Below are 24125 nucleotides of genomic sequence, written 5' to 3' on the forward strand. Positions count from 1 at the left end.
CGATGCGCGGCTACCCGCTGGTCGCCACGTGTGCAATAGATTGAAGACGGAGCGCTCTTGCTCCGCTTACCAGGAGACACTCATGGCCAATCAACCAGGACAAAGCAATCCGAACCAGCCGGGCAATCAGCCAAACCAGCCCGGGCAACAGGAGCAAAACAATCCGGGCAGACAACAGCCCGGCCAGGGCAGCCCGAGCTCGCCCCAGCAGCAGCCGGGTCAGGGCCAAAAGCCCTGACACCGCTTCACGGCCGCCACGCGTGGCGGCCGGCGCCGGCGCGGCGGTAGCGGCGCCGGCCTAGATCGTGCTCTGCCGCGACTGTTCAAGGCAGCACCACACGCCAAGCCGAAACCTGCTTCTGGAAGCCCTTCAGAACCAGGTCGCCCGCGTGCTCAATCCGCCCTTCACACTCGATCGGCGCCTGCAAGGCCCCGCGCACGCGCTGCGAAATGAGGATCTCTCCGCCGGCCGCGTCGCCGCACAGGCGCGCTGCGAGGTTGGTGACCGTGCCGATCGCCGCGTAATCGATGCGCCCGTCGAATCCGATGCTGCCCATCGTCGCGAAGCCCTGCGCGATGCCGATGCCCATGCTGAGCTCGTAGCCGCGCTGGCACCACTGCGTGCGCAGCGCACGCACGTCCTGTTGCATGCGCACCGCCATGCGAACGGCACGGTCGGGTGCGTCGGCAATGGGCTGCGGGTCGTTGAAGAAGATCATCATCCCGTCGCCCGAGAAACGCTCCAGCGTGCCTTCGTGCGCCAGCACCTGCCTTCCCATCGCCTCGTGGTATTGGGCGAGCACGGCCATCACTTCCTCCGGCTCGGCCGTCTCGGTGAAGGCGGTAAAGCCGCGCAGATCCAGGAACACCACCGTGATTTCCCGGCGATGGCTTTGCAGCGGATGGCTGCCGTTGGCATCCGCATCCAGGATGGCTCGGGCCAGGTGCGGCGAAAAGAAGCGCTTGAGCTGGCCGAGTCGTTCAAGCTGGCGGACGCCCTCGGCCACGCGCTGTTCCAACGTCTGATTCCATGCCTGCAGTTCCAGGCGCTGGCGAGCCACCTCGTCGTAGAGCGTCTTCACGCGAAGCAGGGAGCGAACGCGAGCCAGCAGCTCCGCCTGATGGATGGGCTTGGCCAGGAAGTCGTCGGCGCCGGCGTTCAGACCTGTCACTCGCTCACGGTCCGGGTCCAGCGCCGTCACCAGCACCACCGGCAGCACTGCATGCGCGGGGTCCGCACGGATGGCGCGGCACACGTCGTAGCCGGTCATGCCGGGCATCATCACGTCGAGAAGGACGAGATCGGGCGGCTCGGCCGCGATGCGCGCCAACGCCTCCTCGCCGCTCGACGCCGGTGTGACGCGATAGCCCTGAATGGCGAGGATGTCCGAGAGCAGCCTCACGTTCTTCTCGACGTCATCCACCACGAGGATGTGCGCGCTCATGGCGATCGCCCTTCTCGCAGGACCCGTTCCACCGTTTCGATGAAGGGCTTGATCGAGATGGGCTTGGTCAGGAAAGCGTCGAAGCCCGAGCTGGCGATGTGGCGGCGGTCATCGGGCATCACCGAGGCCGACACCGCAATGATGGGCACCGCGTCCAGCGCGCGCACCTCTCGGATGCGCTGAAGGGCGGCGATACCGTCGATACCGCCAAGGTGGATGTCCATGAGGATGAGGTCCGGACGATTCGCTATGGCCAAGACCACGCCCTCTTCACCCGTCCTGGCTTCCAGCGTGGCATGACCCTCATGTTGAAGCAGGTCCCGCGCCAGCTTCATGTTCTTGTCGTTGTCTTCGATGATGAGGATGGTGCTCATGGCAAGGCCTCCATGTTCTGCCTGGGCAGCAACAGCGTGAAGGTGGCGCCAGCGCCCAGTTCGCTTTGCACGGCCAAGGTGCCGCCGTGCAGCTGGGCAAAGCGCCGGGCGAGCGAGAGGCCCAGGCCCGTTCCCTCGGCCTTGCGCAAGGGGTCCTGCCCGCCCTGGCGGAACTCGTCGAAAACCACGGCCTGGTCCTCCTGCGAAATACCGATGCCGGTATCGGAAACGCTGATCTCGGCCAGCTCGGCGCCGTCGCGCTCGATGCGTCGCGCAGACAGGTTGACCCGACCACCGGCTCGCGTGAATTTCACGGCGTTGGACAGCAGGTTCACCACCACCTGCTTGATCTTGCGCGCATCGCCCACCCAGTCCTCGAGGCCCTCGCCCACGTCGATCGACAGGGTCTGGCCGCTGCGCTGCGCGCGTTCGCGCACCAGCGTCATCGTGTTGTGCAAAAGCAAGCCGAGGTCGAAACAGCTCAGGTCCAGCTCCATGCGGCCCGCCTCGATCTTGGTGAGGTCGAGCACATCGTTGATGAGCGACAGCAGATGCTGTCCGGAGGAATGGATGTCGCGCAGGTATTCCTTCTGCTTGTCGTTCACCTCGCCGAACATCTGCTCGGCCAGCACTTCGGAAAAGCCGATGATGGCGTTCAGCGGCGTACGAAGCTCGTGCGACATGTTGGCCAGGAAGTCGGACTTGTGCTGGTTCGCCACCTCCAGCTGCCGGCTCTTCTCGGCAATCTCGCGGAACAGCCGCGTATTCTCGATCGCGATCACGGCCTGGTCGGCAAAGGTCTCCACCAGGCGTATCTCCGCGGGCGAGAAGGGTTGCGCCTGCTTTCGGATGACCGCAATGCAACCGTGCGAGGCACCTTCGCGAACCATCGGCACGGCCAACACCGTCCGAAAGCCGTGGCGCGCCTGGGCGGCCCTGGAGTCTGGGTATTCCGTGGCGAGCAGTCGGGTGACGTCTTCCACGTGCACACTGCGCCGATCGAGAAAGGCACGGCCCACCACCGAGCCGCGTGTGAGCGGAAGTTCCTCGTCGCGGCCAATGGCATCGTTGCCGCCATGTCCCAGGTAGCCCGTCATCGACTGCAGATGGTCGCCCTGCGGCAACCAGATGCGGCAACCATAGGCGTGGCAGAGCACCGCCGAACGTTCAGCCACGGCCAGCAGCACCGGTTGCAGGTCAGCGGGGAATCGACCGATGACGCGTAGTACTTCGGCGGTCGCGGTCTGGCGTTCCAGCGCTACGGTGAGTTCAGCGGTGCGTTGCTGCACCTTGCGCTCCAGTTCGCCATACGACTCCTGCAGCTTGGCAGACATTCGGTTGAACTGTTCGGCCAGTCCTTCGAGTTCGTCGCCCGTGTTGACCACGATCTTCTGGTTCAGCTCGCCGCGCCCGATGTGCCGGGCGCCTCGCGCAAGCGTTCGGATGGGCCGCACCATGCTTCGCGCAAGCACCCAGGCCGCAATGGCCGACACGACCAGGCCCGCCAGCAACTGCAGCGCGGCTCGCAGCATGGACGCGTTGAGCTTGGCGTAGACCTCGCCGATCGGCTGCTCGACGAACACGCGCCAGCCCAGCGGCTGGATGGGCGCCGTCGATGTCAGCACGACTGCGCCCTTCAGGTTGCGCGAGGTCATCGCTTGCGAGGCCTCGCTTCCCCCTGCCGCCTGCACGTGCGGCAGGTGCGCGACGCTGGTCTTGCGCAGCACGAGGCCGATGTCGGGATCAGCCACCAGAAGGCCGTTGGCGTCGACGACGTAGGCCTTGCCCATTTCGCCGATGTGAATGCGCGATACGACGCCCCAGATGAACTTGAGGTTCAGCTCGGCTACCGTGACCGGTCCCTTGTCGCCGCCGGCGCGAACGGCGACCACCATGTACGGCTCCGTGTCGCGGTTGAAGTACACCGGGCCGAGCCAGGGCACGTCTGGAGTGGGTTTGCGAAACGCCGGTTGCGCCGACAGGTCGATGCCGGAGCCCAGTACATCCAGTCCCAGTCGCGATACCTTGATCTGCTCGCGGCCCTGGCGGTCTAGCCAGGCGATGTCGGTCACCTCGGGCGCCTGCCTTAACAGTCGCCAGAACTCGGTGCGGCGCCACTCTGGGTCGGCGACGTCGAGCTGCGCCAGCGAGGCATAGTTCAATTGCTCGATCAGCTGGCGCATGTACTGCTCGATGCGCGACGCAGCGCCTATGGCCTTTTCCTGCTGGAGGCTGGCCAGTGCATCCTTGTTCTCCCCGTACGAAAAGTACAGGCTGGTGGCGCTGGACACCAACAGCACCGATGTGACAAGCGAGAGGATGAGCAGCAGGTATTTGCGAAACAGGCGTCCGCGGTGCGCCTCCAGCGCGCTTTGGGCCGCTTCTGCGCGAGGGGCAAGGCCGGGCGACCCGCCTGCTTCGAGCGGCGCCGGGGTCGATGTGTCCGGAGGCGACATGGCGCGTCAATTGGACATCGGCATGGGAAGGATGTGAAGGCTGCGGAAGTCGGCCTCATGGCCGATGCCCATCCGACTTTCCGGTGAGTGGCAGCAGCGCCCGGAGGCGCGCACAATCGCGCCGTGAAAGCGCTGGACCTGCTCCTGGCCACTTCGAAGACGCGTCTTAGGTGGCGCCATGCGGCACTTTGCGCGGCGATGTTTTCATCGCTTAACGCCGTGCATGCGCAGCAGCCCACGGGCAAGACGCCTCGCCTTGGCTATCTCGCTGCCGTTTCAACCGCGGCCGATACCCCGCGGCTGGAAGCCTTCCGCCAGGGACTGCGCGAGCTGGGCTACGTCGAAGGCAAGAACATCCTCATCACCTACCGTCACGAGAGCCAGGATCTCTCTCGGCTACCCGAGCATGCCGCCGAGCTGCTGCGCGGGAACATCGACGTGCTGGTCGCAGTGACGAGCAACGCAGCGCAGGCGGCAAAGAAGAGCACGTCGACAGTTCCCATCGTGTTCATGGGCGTGACGGATCCGATCGCGATCGGCCTGGCACAAAGCCTGGCGCGTCCGGGCGGGAACAGCACCGGCATCACCAACGTGGCCGCCATCCTCACTGGAAAGCGCCTGGAGATCCTCAAGGAAAGCCGCCCTGCCATACGACGGGTGGCCGTCCTGTGGGACCCCAAGGCGCCCGGCTCCATTCCCCAATGGGAAGCCAGCCAGGCGCCGGCCCGGAAACTGGGGCTGGAACTCATCTCGATGGTAGCGAGCAGCCCGGCGAGCTACGACGCAGCTTTCAAGGAGGCGATCAAGGCACGGGCCGATGCGGTGTGGGTCACGCTCAACCCGGTCGCCAATTCCAATCAGGCACTGATCGCCCGATTGGCCATCGAGCATGGGCTCCCGTCGATCTGCGCGCGGGGCGACTATGCGCAAAACGGCTGCCTGATGGCCTATGGGCCCGGCTACGACACCGAGGGCCGGGATGGCGCGCGCTACGTCGATCGCATCCTCAAGGGCGCCAAGCCGGCGGACCTGCCGATCGAGCAGCCGACCAAGTTCGAATTGCTGATCAACCTGCAGACGGCGCAACGCCTTGGCTACACCATTCCGCGCGCCGTGCTCAATCGCGCAGACAAGGTGATTCAATAGTTGAAGCTTCGTGTCGAGCGTTCATGCTGCCCGTAGCGGACCTGGACTAGCGACTCTCGTTCAAGGAGCGCTGCATCCGCTTTTCTTCGCGCAGCATGAACAGATAGAGCCCTTCCACCTTCTCTCGTGCCCAGGGCGTCTTGCGCAGAAACTTCAGGCTGGACTTGACGCTCGGGTCATGCGAGAAGCAGCGTACCGGTATCCGCTGCGCGAGCTCGGCCCATCCATAACGGGCTTCCAGCGCTCGAACAATTGTCTCCAGCGTCAGGCCGTGTAGAGGGTTTCGCGGCTGGGCGGCGGGAGGCGGGGCTTCGTGCATTCAGAGATTCTGCACCCGGATGTCCGACGTGATTCGTGAGCGCAGGGCTTGGTGGGCACCGAGGTCGAGAGGCGGCTCCTGGCCGGCCTCAGGCGTCGGGCAGGACCTGCGCGACCTCGTCCGCCTTGTAGATCTTGTGCTTGGCCGCGCCGGTGAGCGCATCGGCCACCACGAACAGCCGCCACAGCTTCTCACCCTTGGCGCTGGCTTGCTCCTGGGGGGAGAGCTTTCGGGTCTGCACGCCGACAGACGCGCCCCGAACGCACACGCGCAGCAGCAACCCGCCCTTCTTGTCCTTCACCTCGACGTCGTAGCCCAGGGCCTGGCTCGAAACGTCTTCGGCCTGATAGCCGTAGCTGGAGAAGTGCCGAATGATGTAGCCCTTGGCGGCTTCATCGACATCCTGGGCCGACGCGCCCTGCGCGGCGTCGCCGTCGGCGGCTGCGCCACCCGGCAAGGCGTGCGATCGTCGGGCCGACTTCAGCTCATCGACCGTCGGTTGCCAGCCGCGCGCGCCGCGCACGAGCACGGCCAGCTGCAGCTCTTCGGACCACGAGGCGACGTGCCATTCTTCGTCGTCGCGCACGCGGATCGAGATCTTGGCGCTCCTGTTGCTTTCCGCCTCGACGATGCCCAGGCGGTTGGTCTGCAGCACGGCCCGAAAACCCTGGCCGGCCTCGAATGCACGCTTGAGCTGCGCCAGTCGGAACTCCGCGCGCTGCGCCTGCGTGGCATTGCGCTCGCGGCCATCGGCCCGCACTTCGGCATTGAGCGACTCGACGATGTACCACTGGCCGTTTGCGGCCACGTTGACGTATTCGGCCCAGATGGCGGCCACGACGCTGTCGCCGGTGGCCAGCCATGCGCTTTCGAAGGGCTTGCTGCGGGCTTCGAGCACGCCCAGCTTGGAGAGCACCTCCACGGGCGTGAGCGGCGGCCCCGACAGGCGCTCCTCTTCGATGACGGCTAGAACTTTGGGGTCGACTTCGCTTTCCATGGCGCGGGCTGGCAGGTTGGGTGGAGTTTGGAAACGGGGGCGCGAGTATGCCGCATGGGGCCGAATCAGCCCAGTTCGCGCGCCACCTCGCGGATCAGATCCAGCATCGCCTTCTGCGTGAGCGTGGCCGGCCGCTGCGAACTCATCGCCAGCATCAGCTTGCTCTTCAGCGGCGGCGTGCCGATAGGCCGCAGCGCGAAAGCTTCGGGCCGCGACGAGGTGGCGACCGCGTTGCGCGAAAGAATGGCGCTGCCGGCGCCTTCCTGGACGAGATCGAGGATGGTGGCGACGCCATCGATCTCCAGGGCCACCTGCGGCCGCAGGCCTTGGTTGGCCATTTCGGTCTCGACCAGCATGCGGATGGCGTTGGGGCGCGTGGGGATGACGAGCGGGACGGCGGCCAGTTCGGCCAGCGAGATCGGCCGCGGCCGCCCTGCCGTCCCCGCCCCGCGCTGCTGCACCAGGAACAGCGGCTCCTCCAGCAGCGGCGCAAGCTCGATGTCGGGCGACGGGCTGGCGTTGTAGAGCAGCGCGATGTCCAGCCGGCCGTGAGCCAGCGCTTCGTGCATGGCCTGGGTCAGGCCTTCGCTGACCGACAGGCTGGCATCGGGCATGCGCTGGCGAAACTCGCGGATCAGCGGCACGCTGAGCGCCCTGGCGACGCTGGGCGGCAACCCGACCGCCACCCGGCCAGCCAGGGCGCCGCGCAGGCGCCCCAGTTCCTCGCGCGCCCGTTCGACCTGGTGCAGGATGCCGCGCCCATGCTCGAGCAGCAGCTTGCCGGCTTCGGTGGGGGCGGCACCGCGCCCGTTGCGGGTGAGCAGGTTCTGGCGCAGCTCCACTTCCAGCAGCCGAACCTGCCGGCTCAGCGCGGGCTGAGCCACGTCCAACGCGATGGCGGCACGGGTAAAGCTGCCCATTTCGGCCACCCGCACGAAATATTCGAGCTGCTTCAGGTCCATGCCAATATTTCTTGAATACCGAGCGTTCGATTATGCCGAATTGATATAGCTGATAGCGGTGAGGGCCGCTTGCCGGGATCGGCGCAGTTCGCAAAATCGGAGCATGCTTTCCACACACTCCGAGTGCGCTTCATGAGCGACGCGATCAAGGGCATTTCTTCCATGGCCACCCGCCAGGTGCTGGCCGAGCTGATCGAGGCATGGCAGGCGAAATCGGGCCGCCAGGTTTCGATGGAATCGGTGGGCGGCGTCGATGCGGCCAAGCGGGTGCAGGCCGGAGAGGCTTTCGACGTGGTCGTGCTGGCCGCCAACGCCATCGACAAGCTCATCGCAGACGGCAAGGCCGTGGCCGGCAGCCGCGTCGACCTGGTCAACTCCGGCGTGGCGGTGGCGGTGCGTGCCGGCAGCGCGCGCCCCGACATCGGCAGCGAAGAGGCCCTGCGCCGCGCGGTGATGGCAGCGCCGAGCATCGGCTATTCCACCGGCCCAAGCGGCGTGGCGCTGCAAAAGCTGTTCGAACGCTGGGGCATCGCGCAAGACGTCGCGGCGCGCACCGTGCAAGCGCCGCCCGGCGTACCGGTCGGCTCGCTGGTCGCCAAGGGCGAAGTTGCGCTGGGCTTTCAGCAATTGAGCGAACTGTTGCACCTCGAAGGCATCGAACTGCTCGGGCCCCTGCCCGACGAGATCCAGATCACCACCACATTCTCCGGCGCGCTGTGCGCCACCTCGTCGCAGGCCGACGCGGTGGCCGACATGCTCGCCTTCATGGCCAGCGAAGCGGCCACGGCGGTCAAGCAGCGCCATGGCATGACGCCGGCCTGAAGTTCCCGATCTCATCCAAGGAAGACAAACCCATGATCATCGATTGCCACGGCCACTACACCACGGCACCCAAGGCGCTGGAGAACTGGCGCAACCAGCAGATCGCCGGCATCAAGGATCCGTCCGTGATGCCCAAGGCTTCCGACCTGAAGATCAGCGACGACGAGCTGCGCGAGAGCATCGAGCAGAACCAGCTGCGCCTGATGAAGGAACGCGGCAGCGACCTGACGCTGTTCTCGCCGCGCGCGAGCTTCATGGCGCACCACATCGGCGACTTCAACGTCTCGTCGACCTGGGCGGCCATCTGCAACGAGCTGTGCTTTCGCGTGAGCAAGCTGTTCCCCGACCACTTCGTGCCGGTGGCGATGCTGCCGCAGTCGCCGGGCGTGGACCCCAAGACCTGCATTCCCGAACTGGAGAAGTGCATCAACGAATACGGCAACGTCGGCATCAACCTGAACCCCGACCCGTCGGGCGGCCACTGGAACTCGCCGCCGCTGTCGGACAAGCACTGGTATCCCATCTACGAGAAGATGGTGGAGTACGACATCCCCGCGATGATCCACGTCAGCACCAGCTGCAACCCGTGCTTCCACACCACCGGCGCGCACTACCTCAATGCCGACACCACGGCATTCATGCAGTGCCTGACCTCGGACCTGTTCAAGGACTTCCCGACGCTGCGTTTCCTGATTCCGCACGGCGGCGGCGCGGTGCCCTACCACTGGGGCCGCTTCCGCGGACTGGCGCAGGAGCTGAAGAAGCCGCTCCTGTCCGAGCACCTGCTCAACAACATCTACTTCGACACCTGCGTCTACCACCAGCCGGGCATCGATCTGCTCAATACCGTGATCCCGGTCAAGAACGTGTTGTTTGCTTCGGAGATGATCGGTGCCGTGCGCGGCATCGACCCGGAGACCGGCAACTACTACGACGACACCAAGCGCTACATCGAGGCCTCGAAGATCCTCAGCGCCGAAGACCGTCAGCAGATCTACGAAGGCAACGCCCGCCGCGTGTTCCCCCGCCTGGACGCGCTGCTCAAGCAGAAAGGACACTGAACATGACCAACGTTGGAACCACCCTGGGCATCGTCAAGCGCAACATCGTGCGCGCCGACCGTGCCGCCACCGACCAACTCGCCAAGTACGGCGCAGCCACGGTGCATGAAGCCATGGGCCGCGTCGGCCTGATGAAGCCCTACATGCGGCCCATCTACCCGGGCGCGCAGGTGTCGGGCACCGCCGTCACCGTGCTGCTGCATCCGGGCGACAACTGGATGCTGCACGTCGCCGCCGAGCAGATCCAGCCCGGCGACATCGTCGTAGCCGCCATCAGCGCCGACTGCACCGACGGCTACTTCGGCGACCTGCTGGCCACCAGCTTCAAGGCGCGCGGCGCGCGCGGCCTCATCATCGACGGCGGCTGCCGCGACGTGAAGACGCTCAAGGAGATGGACTTCCCGGTGTGGAGCAAGGCCATCAGCGCCAAGGGCTGCATCAAGGCAACCCTGGGCTCGGTCAATATTCCCGTGGTGTGCGCCGGCGTCAACGTGAACCCCGGCGATGCCGTGGTGGCCGATGACGACGGCGTGACCGTGGTGCCCGCCGAGTGGGTCACGCGCGTGGCCGAGGCCGCCGCCGCCCGCGAGGCCAACGAAGGCGCCAAGCGCGACAAGCTGGCCTCCGGCGTGCTCGGCCTGGACATGTACAGCATGCGCGAGCCGCTGGAAAAGCTGGGCCTGAAATACATCGATTGATCGAGCCACCTGACATGACCGAATTCACCAAGACCCCTGGCTGGCTCGACTGGTACGCCGGCCCCAGCAAGCCCGCCTTCAAGCTGCCGCCCGGTGCGGTGGACGCACACTGCCACGTCTTCGGCCCCGGCGCGCAGTTCCCCTATGCGCCCGAGCGCAAGTACACGCCGTGCGACGCCAGCAAGGACCAGCTGTTCGCCCTGCGCGACCACCTGGGCTTCGACAAGAACGTCATCGTGCAGGCCACCTGCCACGGCGCCGACAACAGCGCGCTGCTCGATGCGCTGGCCCATTCCAACGACAAGGCGCGCGGCGTCGTCACCGTTCGGCGCGACGTGACGGACGAGCAGCTGCAGTCCATGCACAAGGCCGGCGTGCGCGGCGTGCGCTTCAACTTCGTCAAGCGCCTGGTCGACTTCACGCCCAAGGACGAGCTGATGGAGATTGCCGCGCGCATCGCCCCGCTGGGCTGGCACGTGGTCATCTACTTCGAGGCGGTCGATCTGCCCGAGTTGTGGGACTTCTTCACCGCCCTGCCCACCACCGTGGTCGTGGACCACATGGGCCGCCCCGATGTGACCAAGCCGGTGGACGGCGAGGAGTTCGAGCTGTTCATCAAGTTCATGCGCGAATATCCCAACGTCTGGTCGAAGGTCAGCTGCCCCGAGCGGCTGAGCGTCTCCGGCCCGCCGGCGCTCGATGGTGAGCGCAATGCCTACCGCGACGTGGTGCCCTTTGCGCGCCGCATCGTCGAAACCTTCCCCGATCGCGTGCTCTGGGGCACCGACTGGCCACACCCCAACCTCAAGAACCACATGCCCGACGACGGGCTCTTGGTCGATTTCATCCCGCACATCGCGCCGACGGCCGAGCTGCAGCAGAAGTTGCTGGTCGACAACCCGACGCGCCTGTACTGGGGCTGAAGAAGGAGAAACATCATGTCGCTCGACAAGCCCTACCTGGACGTGCCCGGCACGACCATCTTCGATGCCGAGCAGTCGCGCATCGGCTATCACCTCAACCAGTTCTGCATGTCGCTCATGAAGGCCGCCAACCGCGAGCGCTTCAAGGCGAACGAGCGCGCCTACCTCGATGAATGGCCGATGAGCGAGGAGCAGAAGCAGGCCGTGCTCGACCGCGACCTGAACCGCTGCATCAAGCTCGGCGGCAACATCTACTTCCTGGCCAAGATCGGCGCCACCGATGGCAAGAGCTTCCAGCAGATGGCCGGAAGCATGACCGGGATGTCCGAAGAGGAATACCGCAACATGATGGTGGCCGGCGGACGCTCGGCCGACGGCAACCGATACATCGGGGAGAAGAAGTAATGGCCCGCATCACCGCCAGCGTCTACACGTCGCATGTGCCCGCCATCGGCGCGGCCATGGACCTGGGCAAGACGCAAGAGGCGTACTGGCAACCCCTGTTTGCCGGCTACGACTTTTCCAAGCAATGGATGAAGGACAACAAGCCGGACGTGATCTTCCTGGTCTACAACGACCATGCGACGGCCTTCAGCCTGGACCTGATACCGACCTTCGCCATCGGCACCGCTGCCGAATACACACCCGCCGACGAAGGCTGGGGCCCGCGCCCTGTGCCCAAGGTGTATGGGCATCCGCAACTGGCGTCGCACATCGCGCAGTCGGTGATCCAGCAGGACTTCGACCTCACCATCGTCAACAAGATGGACGTGGACCACGGCCTGACCGTGCCCTTGAGCCTGATGTGCGGCCAGCCCGACGCATGGCCCTGCCCCGTGATTCCCTTCGCGGTGAACGTGGTTCAGTACCCGGTGCCAAGCGGCCAGCGCTGCTACAACCTGGGCAAGGCCATCCGCAAGGCCGTCGAGAGCTACGACGAAGACCTGAACGTCCACATCTGGGGCACCGGCGGCATGAGCCACCAGCTGCAGGGCCCGCGCGCCGGCCTCATCAACAAGGAATTCGACAACGCATTCCTCGACGAGCTGATCGCGGACCCTGGCTCGTTGGCGCTCAAGCCGCACATCGACTACGTGCGCGAGGCCGGCAGCGAAGGCATCGAATTGGTGATGTGGCTGATCGCCCGTGGCGCCATGGCCGATGCCAACGGCGGCCCCAAGCCCACGGTCAAGCACCGCTTCTATCACGTGCCCGCGTCGAACACGGCGGTGGGCCATCTCATCCTGGAGAACGCATAAATGACCAAGCCCATCAAGGTCGCGCTGGCCGGCGCCGGCGCATTCGGCATCAAGCACCTGGACGGCATCAAGCTGATCGACGGCGTGGAAGTCGTGTCCATCGTCAGCCGCGACATCGAGAACACGAAGAAGGTGGCCGAGAAGTACGGCATTGCCCACGCCACCACCGACCTGGCCGAAAGCCTGGCGATGAAGGAAGTGGACGCCGTCATCCTGTGCACCCCCACCCAGATGCATGCCGACCAGGCCATGCAGTGCATGAAGGCCGGCAAGCACGTCCAGGTGGAGATTCCCCTGGCCGACAGCCTCAAGGCCGCACAGGACGTGGTGGCCATGCAGAAGCAGACCGGGCTGGTCGCCATGTGCGGGCACACGCGCCGCTTCAACCCCAGCCACCAGTTCGTGCACAAGAAGATCGCCGCGGGCGAGTTCAACATCCAGCAGATGGATGTGCAGACCTACTTCTTCCGCCGCACCAACATGAACGCGCTGGGCCAGCCGCGCAGCTGGACCGATCACCTGCTGTGGCACCACGCCGCGCACACGGTCGACCTGTTCGCCTACCAGTGCGGCAGCCCGATCGTGAAGGCCAATGCCGTGCAAGGCCCGATCCATCCGACGCTGGGCATCGCGATGGACATGAGCATCCAGCTCAAGGCCGCCAACGGCGCCATCTGCACGCTGAGCCTGAGCTTCAACAACGAAGGCCCGCTGGGCACCTTCTTCCGCTACATCGGCGACACGGCGACCTACATCGCGCGCTATGACGACCTGTTCAACGGCAAGGAAGAAAAGATCGACGTGAGCAAGGTCGACGTGAGCATGAACGGCATCGAGCTGCAGGACCGCGAGTTCTTCGCCGCCATCCGCGAAGGCCGCGAGCCCAACTCCAGCGTGGCCAAGGTGCTGCCCTGCTACCAGGTGCTGCACGATCTGGAGCAGCAGCTGGCAGACTGACGCTCGATTGCCGGCGCGACGTCGAAGGCGCGCCGGCGAACCACCCCGTCGAACGTCCCGCACTGCGGGACTTTTTCATTCAGGAGCTCGCATGAAGACACGACAGATCGGCCCGTTCGAGGTCAGCGCCATCAGCCTCGGCTGCATGAACCTCAGCCACGCCTACGGCACGCCGCCCAGCGCCGAGCAGGGCGAGCGCGTGCTGCTGGCCGCGCTCGATGCCGGCGTGACGATGTTCGACACCGCCGCGCTCTACGGCTTCGGCGCCAACGAGACACTGGTGGGCCGCGTGCTCAAGAAGCACCGCAACCAGTTCACGCTCGCCAGCAAGGGCGGCATGGCGGGCGTGCAGTTCGACGATGGCATCAAGCGCGTCATCGACGGGCGCCCCGAGACGATCCGCAAGAACTGCGAAGACAGCCTGCGCCGCCTGCAGACCGAGGTGATCGACCTGTACTACCTGCACCGCTGGGACAAGAAGGTGCCCATCGAGGACAGCGTGGGCGCCATGAGCGACCTCGTCCGCGCCGGCAAGGTGCAGGCGTTGGGCTTGTCGGAAGTCTCCGCCGCCACGCTGCGCAAGGCACACGCGGTGCATCCCATCAGCGCGGTGCAGACCGAGTATTCGCTGTGGACCCGCAACCCCGAGATCGCCGTGCTCGACGCATGCAAGGAGCTGGGTACGGCCTTCGTGGCCTTCAGCCCGGTCGCGCGCGGCTTTCTTTGCGACGCGCTGCAGGACGTGAGCACGCTCGATGCCAAGGACATCCGGCGCAGCATGCCGCGCTTCGCGCCCGACGCCTACGCGGCCAACCTCAAGCTGCTGGCACCCTACAAGGCATTGGCGCAAGAAGCCGGCTGCACGCCCGCGCAACTGGCATTGGCATGGCTGCTGCACAAGGCGCCGCACATCGTGCCGATTCCGGGCACCACCAGCGTCGACCACCTGCACGAAGACCTCGCGGCCGCGGATGTGAAGCTGTCGCCCGAACTCATCGCCAAGGTGGAAGACCTGATCAACCAGCAGACGGTGACCGGCCATCGCTACAGCGCGCAGAGCGCGAGCGAGGTGGATACCGAGACGTTTTGAGCCGGGACCGTACTCAGTAGCCCGGCGTCCGCGTGCTCGCGCTCGGCGTCGGCCGGGGCAGCCACACGTCGATCGTTCCGTAGGCGGCGGTCTGAGTGCTCGGCAACGGACGCACGACCCATTTGCCGGTGGGCGGCGGCGCGGCCCGGGCCATGGCCTTGGCGCATTCGGCCTGCGTCTCGTAGTGATAGAGGATGGTCGGCTGGCGTTGCCCTGATGGCGCCGAGCGGCCCGCGATGCGAGAGCTTTCGAGCACGTCCTCGGTGCGCGGCACGGTGGCGCCCAGGGCGCGCCACGGCGCCCTGAAGTCCCTGGCCTGTTCGCGCGACTCCTGGCCGTAGACCTTCACGTAGACCAGGTTGCCTGCGCAGACGTTGGGGCTCGGCGGCGGCACGCTCCTGGCAGGTTCGGCGGGCGCGGCAGGTGCGGCCGGGGCAGCAGCGACGTCGGACGCCGGCGGTGTCGCCACCGCACCAGCTGCAGCACCGGCGCCAGCACCTGTACCTGCACCAGCACCAGCACCGACGTCGCTCGAAGGCGTTGCGCCATCCGCACCAGCAGCCCCCGCAGCGGGCGCCTCGCCCTCCGCTGCAGCAGCGACGACCGGCGGCGACGGTAGCGGCTCGGCGGGCGCGGGTGCGGCACTCGACGCCGCGCGAGTTGCCGACGCATCCACCGTCTGCGCCGGGGGCTCCCTGAACCGGATGCGGAACGACTCGTCCGCACGCGCCATCAGCGCAGTCACGAACGACGTGGAACTGCTGCCCAGGCCACTGCAGTTCTCCTGCGGCGGCGTGCGGCCCGAATAGTCGCGCGCCCAATAGCGCGGCTTGCAGGCGGGTTCGCTCGCGGGCTGCAGGCAATCGATGCCGTTGCCGCGATCCAGCAGGCGCTGGCAGGCCGGCGTGCGACTGTTGGGCGATTGAGATGCGCAGGCGGACTTGGCGTCGTCCACGATACGCACCGACAGCCTGAAGTTCGCCATGAAGTTCTGGCGCCCCTGCCGACACAGCAGGTCGCCGGTGCGCAGCAGTTCCGCGGCGAGCAAGGACGTCGCCTCGTTCGAACTGCTGCCCGCGCGCAACCGCGCCCAACGCTCGCTCAAGTCCTTGAAGGCGGCGTTCTCGGCCGCGTCCTGCTTCTGCTCCTCGGTACGCACCGCGTCGATGCTCTGCCACAGCGCCACGCCGATGGTCGCTGCCGTGCCGATGCCCAGCGAAGCCGTCACCGCGCCGGTCTGGATCACCCGCGCCTGAAGCCGGCTCATCGAGGCGACGGCGCCCGAGACGCGCGCCGCGCCTTCGCCATTCGTCTCGGCCGCCGGCACGCTGGTGGGCCGACCGTCATCCAGGTCGAACAGGCCGCTCGTGTCGCGCGCCACGCGGTCCAGCACCTCGGCGTCCACCCGCTCGCCAATGGCCGCGCCCAGTCGGAAGTAGCACTCCCACTGGGCTTCGTCGAAGAACTGGTCGGTGGTGGGCTGCTGCGGAAAGTTGGGGTTGGCCGCCTTGAAGTTGACCAGGTCCACCGCGAGATCGGACGACACGTTGGGCTTGACCAGCAGCAGATGCCCGCGCTGCCCGCTGGCGTAGTTGATGCGCGCCAGCGCCAGGCAGGCCTGGCTGGTGCTCGAAGCCAGATCGTTGAGCGAACCGAACAGGCCCAGCCGGTCCCAGTTCGCCGTGGTCGGGCAAGGCTTGAGAAAGTCGATGTCCGCATTGAGATCGATGCGTGCGCGGCGCACCAGGTTCTCGACATCGTGGAAGCGGTAATCAGGATCTGCGCCGCAATCGGCCACCACGATCAACTCGGCCTCTTCGCGCAGCAGCGCGTAGGCGCCGGTGTTCTCGAAGTGCCCGCCATCGCTCAGGTACCAGAACGGCGAACCGCTGCCGGGAAACGCGCCGAAGCATTCCAGCAGGATGAAGCGCGACTTCATCAACAACGTGCTCACGCGCCGAGCCGCGCCCAGCTGGGTCAGGCCGGCCTCCTTGCTGTCCCACCAATAGCCCAGCCGAAGCCCTGCGAACACCGACAGGGCCGCCAGGCCACGCCGCGTCAGGCGCCCGAGGCCGGGCGCAAAAGCCGCGCCCGAGATGGCCGCCCAGGCGCCGAGCGTGAGCGCACCCTTGGGCATGGCCTGCGTCCACTGCGAGCCCGCCACCTGCATCCAGCCCTGCGGCCCGACGGTCAACGGCAGGCTCTTGCGATCGCGGTTGAACAGCTGCTGCTTCGGGTCGTGCGTCTGATTGATGCACACGTTGACCAGATGCACCGGCCCGCCGACGCGGTGCGGCGCATATTGCGAGATCGCGATGTCGTCGTGCTCGTCCACTTGGCCGACCGGCACCCTGGGCGGCGACAGGCCCGACAGCGCATCCAACGGATCGGCGCCCAGCCGGCTGGCATTGGCCGCGCCCAGGTAGCCGCGGACGATGCGCGCCTTGTAGAACATGTGCAGCGACGAGGCATTGAGAAAGCCGAAGTTGCGGCCCGTCACCAGCGCATAGCTCACGATGATCACGCCGATGGTGCCCAGCCAGATCCAGCCGCGCGAAAAGTCGAGGCCCGTCGGCGTGAAGACGGGCAGCAGCACCGCCGCATAAAGCACGCCGATCCACCACGCCGCCAGGCAGAAGGCGACGATCAGCCCGAAGACGCTGGCCAGCGTCATCAGCAGGCTCTTGCCCAGCCCGGGCGCCTCGCGCTTGCCGGAAAAGAACATGGGCAGCAGCGCACGCATCGCGCCGGCCACCACCAGGAGCACCCCGCCGTACGACGCCCGCAACTCGCGCGTGTGCGCCGCCAGCCACCAGGCGGCCCAGTCGAGCATGCCGAGCAACACGACGATCAGCGCCGCATAGAGCACGGACGCCAGCGCATCGGTCAACTGGTTGCGCAGAATGTTGGGCGGCCGGCCACGGCCGCGCTGCACCAGCACCCACGAAAGCGCCAGCACCCAGCAGGTGGCAAACACGAGGAAGGCCGGCGCCAGCCACAAGGGGCCGCCGAAGCGATCTTCCAGGATGGGCCCGACCCACCACGCACCCGCGCCCAGCACCACCCACAGCAGCACCTGCCGCAGCATGCTGGCGCTGGTTGATTTGTCGCGCACCGCCCAGTAGCAGTCGGCCACGACGATCGAACACAGCCAGGGTATGAGAAGCAGCAGCCACAGCGTGGGCAGTTGCGTGGCCCAGCGCACGGGCGCGACGGGCGGAAGGTCGGCGTTGTCCAGGTCGACCAGCACCGCCATCAGTTCCCAGGCGCCCAGGTTGATTGCCGCCAGCACCATGCCCACCAGCGTGGCGGCAATGGCCAGTTCGATGTGGGTGCCCAGGAGGTTGCGCAGATACAGCGCCACCGCGAACAGCGTGTCGCGCATGCCGCCGGGAATGAGGTAGCGGCCATTGCTGCGAAGCCACCAGCCGAAGCGCAGCTTGTCCAGTTCGGCGAATGCGCCTTCCACGGCGCGCACGCCGTCGGCATCGCTGGCGTGGGTGCACAGGCGGCCGAACATCGAGCCCACGTAGCCTCCGCCCGAGACGGTGGATAGCAGGTCGAAGCGCAGCAACTGCCGGTTCGAGGCCAGCGACTTCATCAGCCCCAGGCAGAAGGTCGCGCTGCGGATGCCGCCGCCGGAAAGCGCGAGCCCCCACGGCCGGCGACCATCGTCGCTGCCCGTGAGCGCCTTTCGGCGCATGCTGACCAACTCGCGCATGGCGTTGTCTTCCATCTCGCGTCCCTCGGTCCGTGCTTGTCGCCGGAGCAGGCGCAATGTGTCACGCTCCGGCGGGGCGCGGCAATTTGGCGAATGGTCTATGCCGCGTGGTGGCACATCCGCCCAGCCATGGGGGACTTGGGATCCGGCCATGCATGGCAGTCGCAAGACTGTCACGAGATGAAGTTGGGCGCATCGAGAATGTGCGCTAGGCTGAGGTCTTTGCCAGTGCGGCAAGAGGAGTTGCCAGTGAGCGTTCGCCGAGTCTTTTCTCCCTGCCATGTGGCCGCCCAAACGGTCGCCGCTTCAGCGCTTGCCGCTTCAGCGCTCGCAGTCGCCTCTGCGGCCTATGCGGCCACCACGGCCGCGCCGACATCGCCGAGCGCATCGTCTCTTTCCAAGATGCCGGACAGCTATCTGGAGATGGCGGCCAAGGACATCTACTTCTGGGCGTGGCCCATGACGAACCTGTACAACCGCAGGCTCACCTTCAAGGACTTGCCGCACGCAGGGCTGATGGGCGGCACGGTGCCCGTGGGCCCGTCCAATCGCCTGTCCATGCTGAGTGACTACATCACGCCGGACGAGCGCCTGGTGGCCTGTCCGAACCAGGATGTGGTCTACGGCTTCATGTCTCTGGCGCTGGACCAAAGCCCCGTCGTCATCCAGGTTCCGGACTTCGGCAACCGTTTCTGGGTCTACCAGGTGGTCGACCTGCGCACCGACAGCTTTGCCGACATGGGCAAGATGTACGGCACCAAGCCCGGCTTCTACCTGCTGGTCGGCCCGGATTGGAAGGGAACCGTGCCGAAGGGCATCACCAAGGTCTTCAGGGCCCGAAGCAATACGGGGGCCGTCATTCCCCGCGTCTTCCAGGACGACACGCCGCAGGACAAGAAGGCGGTTCAGGCGCCGCTGACCGGCATCAACGCCTACCCGCTCTCGGAGTTCACCGGCAAGATGCAGCTTGTCGACTGGACCAAGTCGCCGAAATTCCCGGCCCAGGCGAGCAGCGGCGACGCAGAAACCAAGTGGGTCGTCCCCGAGAAGTTCTGGGACACGCTGGGCGCCGTGCTCAAGGACGCCAAGCCCCTGCCCGGCGAGGAAGCGATCTATGCGCGGGCCAACACCCTGGTGGCAGTCGCCGCAGCAGACCCGAAGGCCAAGGAGGTCCTGGTCAAGGCAGCGGCCGATGCGGACAAGCAGATCGTCGATCCGTTGTTCCAGTTCCGGAACTACGGCCTGCAGTTGCCGGCCAACTGGAGCACGGTGAAGAACGGCGCCAATTTCGGCAGCGACTACTTCACGCGCACCGCCGCGGCGAAGTCCAACATCTTCATCAACAAGGTCAACGAGACCCAGTACTTCTATCAGGACCTGGATGCCGACGGCATTCGTCTCAACGGGGCGAACAAGTACACCGTGACGTTTCCGAAGGGGGCGCTGCCGCCGGTCCGGGGCTTCTGGTCGCTCACGCTGTACAACCAGCACCACTTCTTTGCCGACAACGCGCTCAAGCGCTACTCCCTGGGCACGAAGAACAAGAACCTTCAGCCCAACGCCGACGGCTCGATGACGCTGTACGTGCAGTCCGACTCACCCGGCGCCGACAAGGAGAGCAACTGGCTGCCTGCGCCGAAGGCCGAGGAGTTTTCGCTGTACATCCGCACCTACTGGCCGCAGGAGCAGATCCTGTCGGGAGCCTGGACGCCACCGCCCGTGAACAAGGCGCCGTGACCGCGCGCGCCCCCGAAGCAGCGCCCGCCCCTGCCCGTTTCCGGGCGGCCTGCGCAAATTCCATTCACAAGGAGCTATTCGCATGAGTGCAAGCCGCATTGCCGTGGCCATGGCCACGGCGCTCGTCGCCATGGGCGCGACCGCCGCATCTTCGAGATTCGACGAACTTGCCAACGTCCCGTTCAAGCAGGGCTATCCCACGCAGAACGACGTCAATCGCCTGAAGGACGAACTGCTATTTCAGCGTGCGGTTCAGAGCTACATCTGGGCCCAGCCGGCGCTGAACATGTACGCCATGAAGGAGGGCTCTGAAAAGCAATTCGGCAAGGGCTACAACGTCCTGCCCATCTGGAAGGACCGACTCAATGCCAAGACCTTGGTGACCACGCCGAATTCGGACGTCATCTATGCGATGGGCTACCTCGACCTCAAGCAGGACGGCCCCATGGTCATCGAGGTGCCGCCGGGCATGCAGGGCATCTTGGATGACTTCTTCCAGCGGCCCATCTGCAGCGAAGGCGAGATCGAGGGCCGCCGGTGGTGCGGCGACGTCGGGCTGCCTGGACCGGACCAGGGCAAGGGAGGCAAGTACCTGGTGCTGCCGCCGGACTTCAAGGGCGAAGTCCCGGCCGGCTACATCACGATGCGCTCGCGCACTTACGGCGTGTTCGTGTTCTGGCGGGGCTTCTTCTCCGACCCCAAGCAGCTGGCTGAGCCGGTCGAGGTCATGGAACAGACCAGGATCTATCCGCTGGGCAAGGAGGCGCAGGCCAAGCCGATGGAGTTTCCGAATGCCTCCAACGTGCCGGTCAACATGCTGTATCCGCGCGACGGCTCGGCCTTCAAAATGCTCTCGCGCTTCATCGAGAACGAATACGTCGACCCTGCTGACATGGAGATGCGCGGCATGCTCGCGAGCCTGGGCATCATCAAGGGCAAGCCATTCGAGCCCGATGCGCGCACGGCCAAGATCCTGGACCAGGCCGCGCGCACCGCCACCAACATCGGTCATGCGGTCGCTTACTCGCCGTCTCCCATCGTGCCCAATGGCGTCTGGTACCCCGACCGCAAGTGGCTCAATGTCTTCCCGGGCAACGCCACATTCACGGCAGACACTTTCAACTACATCGATCCGAGAACGGGGTTCTTCACCTTCGCGTATTCGGCCAGTCCGGGCATGGCGGTCAACATGGAGAACGTCGGCGCCAAATACCCGGCGACCTATGTCGACTCGAAAGGCGAGTTCCTCAACGGCTCACGCCGCTACAAGCTCAATCTTCCCAAGGACATCCCCGCCAAGCTCTTCTGGTCGGTGACCATCTACGACTCCATCACCGCAGCCGGTGTCGACAACGGCCAGCCCTTTCCTTCCATCAACACGATGGACAAGCCCGTCCAGAACGCCGACGGCTCGACCGACATCTACTTCGGTCCGAGTTCCCCGGGCAACGGAAAGAACTGGTTGAAGACGCTGCCGGGCAAAGGCTACTTCGTCCTTCTTCGGCTCTACGGACCGGAGAAGGCGTTCTTCGACAAGGCGTGGAAACCTGGCGACCTGCAACGCTTGTCCACTGCCGAACGCGGGCAGCCGGCCGCGCGCTAGGATCTTCATGCGTGGCCAGTCGGCCACGCCTGCTTTAAGCTAAGGATGTCATGAGCAACATACACACTCGCGCCTGCCTGATGAGCGCCGCTCTCGCCATCGCCGGCACCACCCATGCCCAGCCCCCCTCCCCTCAGCCGACCGCCGGCGCCTTGCCCGTCACGGTCGACAATTTCGTGCGCGCGGAATCCGACAGGTACGTTGGCGCATTGGCCCAGCAAGGCGGGCTGGGCAAACTGCTCCATCGTCGCGAGCCGGCCTCGATCGAGCACCAGACGGTGATCCGCCTGAATCGCGACACCTTCTACACCTCGGGCGTCTTTGACCTAGACGCCGGCCCGGTGACCATCACCATGCCCGATCCGGGCAAGCGCTACATGGCTCTGCAGGTGATCAACGAGGATCACTACGTTCCCAAGGTGTACTACGGCGCGGGCACCTACACGTTGACGAAGGAGAACGTCGGCACGCGGTATGTCGTGGCGGCGATCCGAACGCTGGTGGACCCCTCCAGTCAGGAGGACATCAAGCAGGTCCATGCCCTGCAGGACGCGATCAAGGTCACCCAGAGCGATGTCGGCAAGCTCGAGTTGCCCAACTGGGACCCGGTGAGCCAGAAGAAGGTGCGCGACGCGCTGATCGTGCTGTCGACCACCATCCCGGATTTCAAGAAGGCCTTTGGCACGCCGGCCGAGGTGGACCCGGTTCGCCGGCTCGTGGGCGCCGCCGCGGCCTGGGGCGGCAACCCTGACAAGGATGCGACCTACCTCAACGTGACTCCGCCGAAGAATGACGGCAAGACGGTGTACCGCCTCACGGCCAAGGACGTCCCGGTCGACGGCTTCTGGTCGGTCAGCGTCTACAACGCGCAGGGCTACTTCGAGAAGAACGCGGCAAACGCGTACACCCTGAACAACCTCACGGCCAAGAAGAGCGACGACGGCTCGATCGTGATGCAGTTCGGCGGCTGCGACAGCGGCGCGGCGAACTGCCTGCCGATCGTCGAGGGATGGAACTACACCGTCCGCCTGTATCGTCCACGCGCCGAGGTCCTGAGCGGCGCCTGGAGCTTCCCGCAGCCACAGCCGGTGAACTGACGCCCGGGGCCGCGTGCAGTCACGCGGCCACCTGGCATGCTCACTTCGACGCCACCGGCGTCAAAGGCGGAAGCTTCCAGGTGCCATCCATCGCAGCTTTGCTCGGCCCGTAGATGCGCGCGACGGCGCTGTATTTGCCATCGGGTGCAGGAAGCCAGTTGGATTCCTTGTCCGGACCGGGCGACTTGTGGCCGACGTACAGCGTCAGGCCACCATCTGCATCGCGCTTCAAGCCCTTGGTGCGATCGCCGATCGAGTAGCGCTTGAGGTCATTCGCATACAAGAAGCGGTCGGTCAGCGTGTAGAGCGTGATCGACCAGAAGAACCTGGCGGGGGGCAACTGCCCTTTTGCGAAGTGGATCGTCTGCAGCTGCGTGCCGTCGCCCACGTAGCCGCCGTACCAGGCCTCGACCAGCGAGTTGCCGTACAGCCCCTTCTGCGCCGCAATGGCGCGCGTGAGGTAGTCGTTCTTCATGTCGGCGCGGCTGCCGAACAGGCCGTTGGACGACAGCGTGACCTTGGCCTTTTCTGCGAGCGCTTCCTGCGCGTCCTTGACGCCCAGGTCGATCGCTGCCAGCGTCTCGGGCGGCAGGCTCGCCGCGTCGAAAGGCTTGCCCGGAGCGATGCCGATCGAGGCAAAGCGCTTCATCAGTGCCACTTCACTCGGATGCGGCGGCTGGGTGAACTGCAGCAGAAAGTTGAAGTAGCCGATGAAGTCGTGCGAGCGCGCCTTGGCCGGATCGTAGGGCGGGAACGTGATGGCCGGCGCCGCTGGAGGTGGCGCCTTGTGCACGTAGCTGCTGAGCGGCTGCAGCTTCATGCCCTGTTGCACCGCCTTGACCGCCTCGATGTCCTCGGGGCCATTGAGCGCAGTGCGCGTGAGCGTCATGACGATGTCCGTTTCCGAGCGGAACACCTTCTTGATGCCGGGCGGCGTCTTGCCCTTCCACTTGGGGCCGGCGATCATGTAAGTGCCCGCGCCGTTGCCGGTGGCGCGCGAGCCGATGTATGCAAAGTTGTAGGTGAACAGGTCCACCCACTGCTGAACGTAGTAGCGTTTGTCCGCGACGGCGGGCACGCTGACGACCCAGGGTTCGGCGCGAAGGTCGAGCCACGCCCATGAATAGGGCGTGTCGTTGTTGGGGGTGACGACGTCGTGGTTGTCCGGCGTGTAAGCCTCGGCGTAGTGGCGGAACTGCCCGAAGCCGCCCACGTATTCCTTGCCGCCCGGCGTGCCCACCTGCTTGTACATCGTGTTGTAGTTCTCGAGCATCGAGAAGGAATAGATGTACGCCTCCTTCGCGATGGCCCGCGTCTCGGCTGGCGTGGGTGCAGCGTGCGCCAGTGCGGCCGAGGCGACCAGCGGCAGGGCAAGCACCCAGCCAAAAAGCTTCAGGGGAGATCGATTCATGGTGCTGCCAACCCGTGCAGAAAGAATGGAGCACCGAGCATACCGAA

At 65.8% G+C, this 24125-nt stretch carries 20 protein-coding genes; 12 read left to right on the forward strand and 8 right to left on the reverse strand.

Translation table 11 applies throughout. The features are described from left to right. Positions 1–323: 323 nt before the first annotated feature. The 3 genes from QTH91_RS17115 to QTH91_RS17125 are packed head-to-tail and all read right to left on the reverse strand — an operon-like array spanning position 324 to position 4275. A complete protein-coding gene (locus QTH91_RS17115; protein ID WP_286661300.1) occupies positions 324–1445 on the reverse strand; it encodes an adenylate/guanylate cyclase domain-containing response regulator in 1122 nt (373 codons plus the stop codon). Continuing rightward, positions 1442–1819: a response regulator gene (locus QTH91_RS17120; RefSeq protein ID WP_286661301.1), complete on the reverse strand. Its 378-nt coding sequence runs from the start codon at positions 1817–1819 to the stop codon at positions 1442–1444. The genes QTH91_RS17115 and QTH91_RS17120 overlap by 4 nt, the downstream gene beginning before the upstream one ends. Then, positions 1816–4275, reverse strand: coding sequence for an ATP-binding protein (locus QTH91_RS17125; RefSeq protein WP_286661302.1), 2460 nt, complete (start codon positions 4273–4275; stop codon positions 1816–1818). The genes QTH91_RS17120 and QTH91_RS17125 overlap by 4 nt, the downstream gene beginning before the upstream one ends. 123 nt (positions 4276–4398) lie before the next feature. Here QTH91_RS17125 and QTH91_RS17130 point away from each other — a divergent pair, with 123 nt between their 5' ends. After that, complete coding sequence (locus tag QTH91_RS17130) at positions 4399–5421, forward strand: ABC transporter substrate-binding protein (protein WP_286661303.1); 1023 nt, start codon at positions 4399–4401, stop codon at positions 5419–5421. Positions 5422–5467: 46 nt separating this feature from the next. Here the strand turns inward: QTH91_RS17130 and QTH91_RS17135 are convergent, their stop codons facing one another. The 3 genes from QTH91_RS17135 to QTH91_RS17145 all read right to left on the reverse strand — a co-directional run bounded on the left by QTH91_RS17135 (position 5468) and on the right by QTH91_RS17145 (position 7699). After that, positions 5468–5740, reverse strand: a complete 273-nt coding sequence (locus QTH91_RS17135) for a VF530 family protein (RefSeq protein ID WP_286661304.1) — start codon at positions 5738–5740, stop codon at positions 5468–5470. A gap of 88 nt (positions 5741–5828) precedes the next feature. Continuing rightward, a complete protein-coding gene (locus QTH91_RS17140) occupies positions 5829–6737 on the reverse strand; it encodes a hypothetical protein (protein WP_286661305.1) in 909 nt (302 codons plus the stop codon). 65 nt (positions 6738–6802) lie between these two features. Then, complete coding sequence (locus QTH91_RS17145) at positions 6803–7699, reverse strand: LysR substrate-binding domain-containing protein (RefSeq protein WP_286661306.1); 897 nt, start codon at positions 7697–7699, stop codon at positions 6803–6805. 132 nt (positions 7700–7831) lie between these two features. Between QTH91_RS17145 and QTH91_RS17150 the strand changes: the two genes are divergently transcribed. The 8 genes from QTH91_RS17150 (at position 7832) to QTH91_RS17185 (ending at position 14509) form a co-directional block, all read left to right on the forward strand. Then, positions 7832–8521: a substrate-binding domain-containing protein gene (locus QTH91_RS17150; RefSeq protein ID WP_286661307.1), complete on the forward strand. Its 690-nt coding sequence runs from the start codon at positions 7832–7834 to the stop codon at positions 8519–8521. Positions 8522–8553: 32 nt separating this feature from the next. Continuing rightward, complete coding sequence (locus QTH91_RS17155) at positions 8554–9582, forward strand: amidohydrolase family protein (protein WP_286661308.1); 1029 nt, start codon at positions 8554–8556, stop codon at positions 9580–9582. A 2-nt stretch (positions 9583–9584) separates the two neighbouring features. Beyond that, positions 9585–10280: a 4-carboxy-4-hydroxy-2-oxoadipate aldolase/oxaloacetate decarboxylase gene (ligK, locus tag QTH91_RS17160; RefSeq protein WP_286661309.1), complete on the forward strand. Its 696-nt coding sequence runs from the start codon at positions 9585–9587 to the stop codon at positions 10278–10280. 14 nt (positions 10281–10294) lie between these two features. Then, entirely contained in the window at positions 10295–11203 is a 909-nt protein-coding gene (locus QTH91_RS17165; protein WP_286661310.1) for an amidohydrolase family protein, read from the forward strand. A gap of 15 nt (positions 11204–11218) precedes the next feature. Then, positions 11219–11608, forward strand: a complete 390-nt coding sequence (ligA, locus tag QTH91_RS17170) for a protocatechuate 4,5-dioxygenase subunit alpha (RefSeq protein WP_286661311.1) — start codon at positions 11219–11221, stop codon at positions 11606–11608. Further along, positions 11608–12462, forward strand: a complete 855-nt coding sequence (locus tag QTH91_RS17175) for a class III extradiol dioxygenase subunit beta (RefSeq protein WP_286661312.1) — start codon at positions 11608–11610, stop codon at positions 12460–12462. The genes ligA and QTH91_RS17175 overlap by 1 nt, the downstream gene beginning before the upstream one ends. Continuing rightward, entirely contained in the window at positions 12463–13419 is a 957-nt protein-coding gene (locus tag QTH91_RS17180; RefSeq protein WP_286661313.1) for a Gfo/Idh/MocA family oxidoreductase, read from the forward strand. Positions 13420–13510: 91 nt separating this feature from the next. Next, the gene (locus QTH91_RS17185; RefSeq protein ID WP_286661314.1) at positions 13511–14509 is read left to right on the forward strand and encodes an aldo/keto reductase; all 999 of its coding nucleotides are present in this window, start codon (positions 13511–13513) and stop codon (positions 14507–14509) included. 13 nt (positions 14510–14522) lie between these two features. On the opposite strand, the gene QTH91_RS17190 is transcribed toward QTH91_RS17185, so the two are convergent. After that, positions 14523–18245: a patatin-like phospholipase domain-containing protein gene (locus QTH91_RS17190; RefSeq protein ID WP_286661315.1), complete on the reverse strand. Its 3723-nt coding sequence runs from the start codon at positions 18243–18245 to the stop codon at positions 14523–14525. A 234-nt stretch (positions 18246–18479) separates the two neighbouring features. Between QTH91_RS17190 and QTH91_RS17195 the strand changes: the two genes are divergently transcribed. From QTH91_RS17195 to QTH91_RS17205, 3 genes are all read left to right on the forward strand, one after another. Then, on the forward strand, positions 18480–19967 hold the full coding sequence (locus QTH91_RS17195; RefSeq protein WP_286661316.1) for a DUF1254 domain-containing protein: 1488 nt from the start codon (positions 18480–18482) through the stop codon (positions 19965–19967). An 82-nt stretch (positions 19968–20049) separates the two neighbouring features. Further along, positions 20050–21570 (forward strand): DUF1254 domain-containing protein, encoded by a 1521-nt coding sequence (locus QTH91_RS17200; RefSeq protein ID WP_286661317.1) that lies wholly within the window; start codon positions 20050–20052, stop codon positions 21568–21570. A 50-nt stretch (positions 21571–21620) separates the two neighbouring features. After that, positions 21621–22667 (forward strand): DUF1254 domain-containing protein, encoded by a 1047-nt coding sequence (locus tag QTH91_RS17205; RefSeq protein ID WP_286661318.1) that lies wholly within the window; start codon positions 21621–21623, stop codon positions 22665–22667. A gap of 40 nt (positions 22668–22707) precedes the next feature. Here the strand turns inward: QTH91_RS17205 and QTH91_RS17210 are convergent, their stop codons facing one another. Beyond that, the gene (locus tag QTH91_RS17210; protein WP_286661319.1) at positions 22708–24078 is read right to left on the reverse strand and encodes a DUF1254 domain-containing protein; all 1371 of its coding nucleotides are present in this window, start codon (positions 24076–24078) and stop codon (positions 22708–22710) included. Positions 24079–24125 lie beyond the last annotated feature (47 nt).

This window comes from Variovorax dokdonensis (assembly GCF_030316895.1).
Classification (GTDB): domain Bacteria; phylum Pseudomonadota; class Gammaproteobacteria; order Burkholderiales; family Burkholderiaceae_C; genus Variovorax; species Variovorax dokdonensis.

Bases quoted from the DNA above. Each gene is read 5' to 3' on its own strand.
- QTH91_RS17115 (WP_286661300.1), bottom strand. From the start codon at position 1,445: ATGAGCGCGCACATCCTCGTGGTGGATGACGTCGAGAAGAACGTGAGG.
- QTH91_RS17120 (WP_286661301.1), bottom strand. From the start codon at position 1,819: ATGAGCACCATCCTCATCATCGAAGACAACGACAAGAACATGAAGCTG.
- QTH91_RS17125 (WP_286661302.1), bottom strand. From the start codon at position 4,275: ATGTCGCCTCCGGACACATCGACCCCGGCGCCGCTCGAAGCAGGCGGG.
- QTH91_RS17135 (WP_286661304.1), bottom strand. From the start codon at position 5,740: ATGCACGAAGCCCCGCCTCCCGCCGCCCAGCCGCGAAACCCTCTACAC.
- QTH91_RS17140 (WP_286661305.1), bottom strand. From the start codon at position 6,737: ATGGAAAGCGAAGTCGACCCCAAAGTTCTAGCCGTCATCGAAGAGGAG.
- QTH91_RS17145 (WP_286661306.1), bottom strand. From the start codon at position 7,699: ATGGACCTGAAGCAGCTCGAATATTTCGTGCGGGTGGCCGAAATGGGC.
- QTH91_RS17150 (WP_286661307.1), top strand. From the start codon at position 7,832: ATGAGCGACGCGATCAAGGGCATTTCTTCCATGGCCACCCGCCAGGTG.
- QTH91_RS17155 (WP_286661308.1), top strand. From the start codon at position 8,554: ATGATCATCGATTGCCACGGCCACTACACCACGGCACCCAAGGCGCTG.
- ligK (WP_286661309.1), top strand. From the start codon at position 9,585: ATGACCAACGTTGGAACCACCCTGGGCATCGTCAAGCGCAACATCGTG.
- QTH91_RS17165 (WP_286661310.1), top strand. From the start codon at position 10,295: ATGACCGAATTCACCAAGACCCCTGGCTGGCTCGACTGGTACGCCGGC.
- ligA (WP_286661311.1), top strand. From the start codon at position 11,219: ATGTCGCTCGACAAGCCCTACCTGGACGTGCCCGGCACGACCATCTTC.
- QTH91_RS17175 (WP_286661312.1), top strand. From the start codon at position 11,608: ATGGCCCGCATCACCGCCAGCGTCTACACGTCGCATGTGCCCGCCATC.
- QTH91_RS17180 (WP_286661313.1), top strand. From the start codon at position 12,463: ATGACCAAGCCCATCAAGGTCGCGCTGGCCGGCGCCGGCGCATTCGGC.
- QTH91_RS17185 (WP_286661314.1), top strand. From the start codon at position 13,511: ATGAAGACACGACAGATCGGCCCGTTCGAGGTCAGCGCCATCAGCCTC.
- QTH91_RS17190 (WP_286661315.1), bottom strand. From the start codon at position 18,245: ATGGAAGACAACGCCATGCGCGAGTTGGTCAGCATGCGCCGAAAGGCG.
- QTH91_RS17200 (WP_286661317.1), top strand. From the start codon at position 20,050: ATGAGTGCAAGCCGCATTGCCGTGGCCATGGCCACGGCGCTCGTCGCC.
- QTH91_RS17205 (WP_286661318.1), top strand. From the start codon at position 21,621: ATGAGCAACATACACACTCGCGCCTGCCTGATGAGCGCCGCTCTCGCC.
- QTH91_RS17210 (WP_286661319.1), bottom strand. From the start codon at position 24,078: ATGAATCGATCTCCCCTGAAGCTTTTTGGCTGGGTGCTTGCCCTGCCG.